The organism is Maribacter arenosus (assembly GCF_014610845.1).
Lineage (GTDB): Bacteria > Bacteroidota > Bacteroidia > Flavobacteriales > Flavobacteriaceae > Maribacter_A > Maribacter_A arenosus.
This window is the reverse complement of record NZ_JABTCG010000015.1, coordinates 1-2,500: the sequence shown is the minus strand read 5'-3', so window position 1 is coordinate 2,500 and position 2,500 is coordinate 1. Positions and strand designations below refer to the sequence as shown.

The following is a 2,500-nucleotide window of genomic DNA, read 5'->3' as shown; positions in this document are numbered from 1 at the left end:
TTCCCTCACGGTACTGGTTCACTATCGGTCTCTCAGGAGTATTTAGCCTTGGCGGATGGTCCCGCCGGATTCATACAGGGTTTCACGTGCCCCGCACTACTCAGGATACCACTATCTCAACGCTCTTTACCTATACCGGGCTATCACCGTCTACGGCCCCTCTTTCCAAAGGGTTCTAGTTCATTGCGGTTCGAACAGCGTGGTCCTACAACCCCAATATTGCCGAAACAACATTGGTTTGGGCTAATCCGATTTCGCTCGCCGCTACTATCGGAATCACTTTTGTTTTCTCCTCCTCCGGCTACTTAGATGTTTCAGTTCACCGGGTTTGCCTCCCTTGCGGGATACCATGTCTTCAACATGGTGGGTTGCCCCATTCGGACATCCGCGGATCATATCGTGTGTGCCGATCCCCGCGGCTTTTCGCAGCTTATCACGTCCTTCTTCGCCTCTGAGAGCCTAGGCATTCCCCATACGCCCTTATCTGGCTTGTCGCCATACCTTCTTACCCTGAAACAAGTCCAGGGCCAATTTATTCTAATTCGTACTTCTTTACTTAAAAAATTCGTGTTTTCTCTTCAGTGCACACTATCCCCTTGCGGAAAAAAATGTGCCCTGTCCCAATATGTCAATGAACTTTTTACCCTGAATTCAGTTCAGGGTCCCTCTTGGCGGTCACGAACTTGATCGGCCCTACCTTAAGAGGTGCCGAAACAAGTCCGGCACAAGTGGAGAATACCACGCCACGGCGTGGTGACCTCCTTAGTGGAGAATATCGGAGTCGAACCGATGACCTCCTGCGTGCAAGGCAGGCGCTCTAGCCAGCTGAGCTAATCCCCCGTTTAGGTCGTCGGTTATCAGTTAACAGTTATCAGTTAATCGATGACCTTGCGCCAACTTGGGATACCCAACTTCCAGAATTTCCAGTACTTCAATATATATGAACGTTTCCGATGACCGTAAAACGACCCTCGATTGCAAGCATGGCTTGCCAAGTAGTCCCAGGCAGACTCGAACTGCCGACCTCTACATTATCAGTGTAGCGCTCTAACCAGCTGAGCTATGGGACTGTCCCTACCCTTGCACGGCATAAACGCCCACAACGGTATTTACTTATATATCGTTATCATAAAGACAGTGTTCCTATATCCTGAAACAAGTCCAGGATCAATTAAATCGAAAAAACGGGACCGGTAAAGGCGCCCTCGGCCGTCGGTTCTCTAGAAAGGAGGTGTTCCAGCCGCACCTTCCGGTACGGCTACCTTGTTACGACTTAGCCCTAGTTACCGATCTTGCCCTAGGCCGCTCCTTGCGGTGACGGACTTCAGGCACTCCCGGCTTCCATGGCTTGACGGGCGGTGTGTACAAGGCCCGGGAACGTATTCACCGGATCATGGCTGATATCCGATTACTAGCGATTCCAGCTTCACGGGGTCGAGTTGCAGACCCCGATCCGAACTGTGACCGGTTTTGTAGATTCGCTCCGCCTTGCGACGTGGCTGCTCTCTGTACCGGCCATTGTAGCACGTGTGTGGCCCAGGACGTAAGGGCCGTGATGATTTGACGTCATCCCCACCTTCCTCACGGTTTGCACCGGCAGTCCCGTTAGAGTCCCCGACTTGACTCGCTGGCAACTAACGGTAGGGGTTGCGCTCGTTATAGGACTTAACCTGACACCTCACGGCACGAGCTGACGACAACCATGCAGCACCTTGCAAATTGCCCGAAGGAAAAGCCATCTCTGACCCTGTCAATATGCATTTAAGCCCTGGTAAGGTTCCTCGCGTATCATCGAATTAAACCACATGCTCCACCGCTTGTGCGGGCCCCCGTCAATTCCTTTGAGTTTCATTCTTGCGAACGTACTCCCCAGGTGGGATACTTATCACTTTCGCTTGGCCGCCCAGGTCTCAAGGACCCGGACAGCTAGTATCCATCGTTTACGGCGTGGACTACCAGGGTATCTAATCCTGTTCGCTCCCCACGCTTTCGTCCATCAGCGTCAGTATATGGTTAGTGACCTGCCTTCGCAATCGGTGTTCTATGTAATATCTATGCATTTCACCGCTACACTACATATTCCAGCCACTTCACCATAACTCAAGACCACCAGTATCAAAGGCAATTCTACGGTTGAGCCGCAGACTTTCACCCCTGACTTAATGGCCCGCCTACGGACCCTTTAAACCCAATAATTCCGGATAACGCTCGGACCCTCCGTATTACCGCGGCTGCTGGCACGGAGTTAGCCGGTCCTTATTCTTACGGTACCGTCAGTCAACTACACGTAGCTGTTTTTCTTCCCGTATAAAAGCAGTTTACAACCCATAGGGCCGTCTTCCTGCACGCGGCATGGCTGGATCAGAGTCTCCTCCATTGTCCAATATTCCTCACTGCTGCCTCCCGTAGGAGTCTGGTCCGTGTCTCAGTACCAGTGTGGGGGATCCCCCTCTCAGGGCCCCTACCCATCGTAGCCATGGTAAGCCGTTACCTTACCATC

Annotated in this window: 2 tRNA genes and 2 rRNA genes (1 of these 4 cut by a window edge); all 4 read right to left on the bottom strand. The window is 52.2% G+C overall.

From position 1 onward, the window contains the following. Positions 1–496: ribosomal RNA gene (locus HPE63_RS18385) — 23S ribosomal RNA — on the bottom strand; it reaches 2,333 nt to the left of the window's first position. A gap of 270 nt (positions 497–766) precedes the next feature. Beyond that, positions 767–840, bottom strand: a tRNA-Ala gene (locus HPE63_RS18380). 156 nt (positions 841–996) lie between these two features. Continuing rightward, a tRNA-Ile gene (locus HPE63_RS18375) sits at positions 997–1,070 on the bottom strand. 154 nt (positions 1,071–1,224) lie between these two features. Next, positions 1,225–2,500: ribosomal RNA gene (locus HPE63_RS18370) — 16S ribosomal RNA — on the bottom strand; the annotation flags it as partial.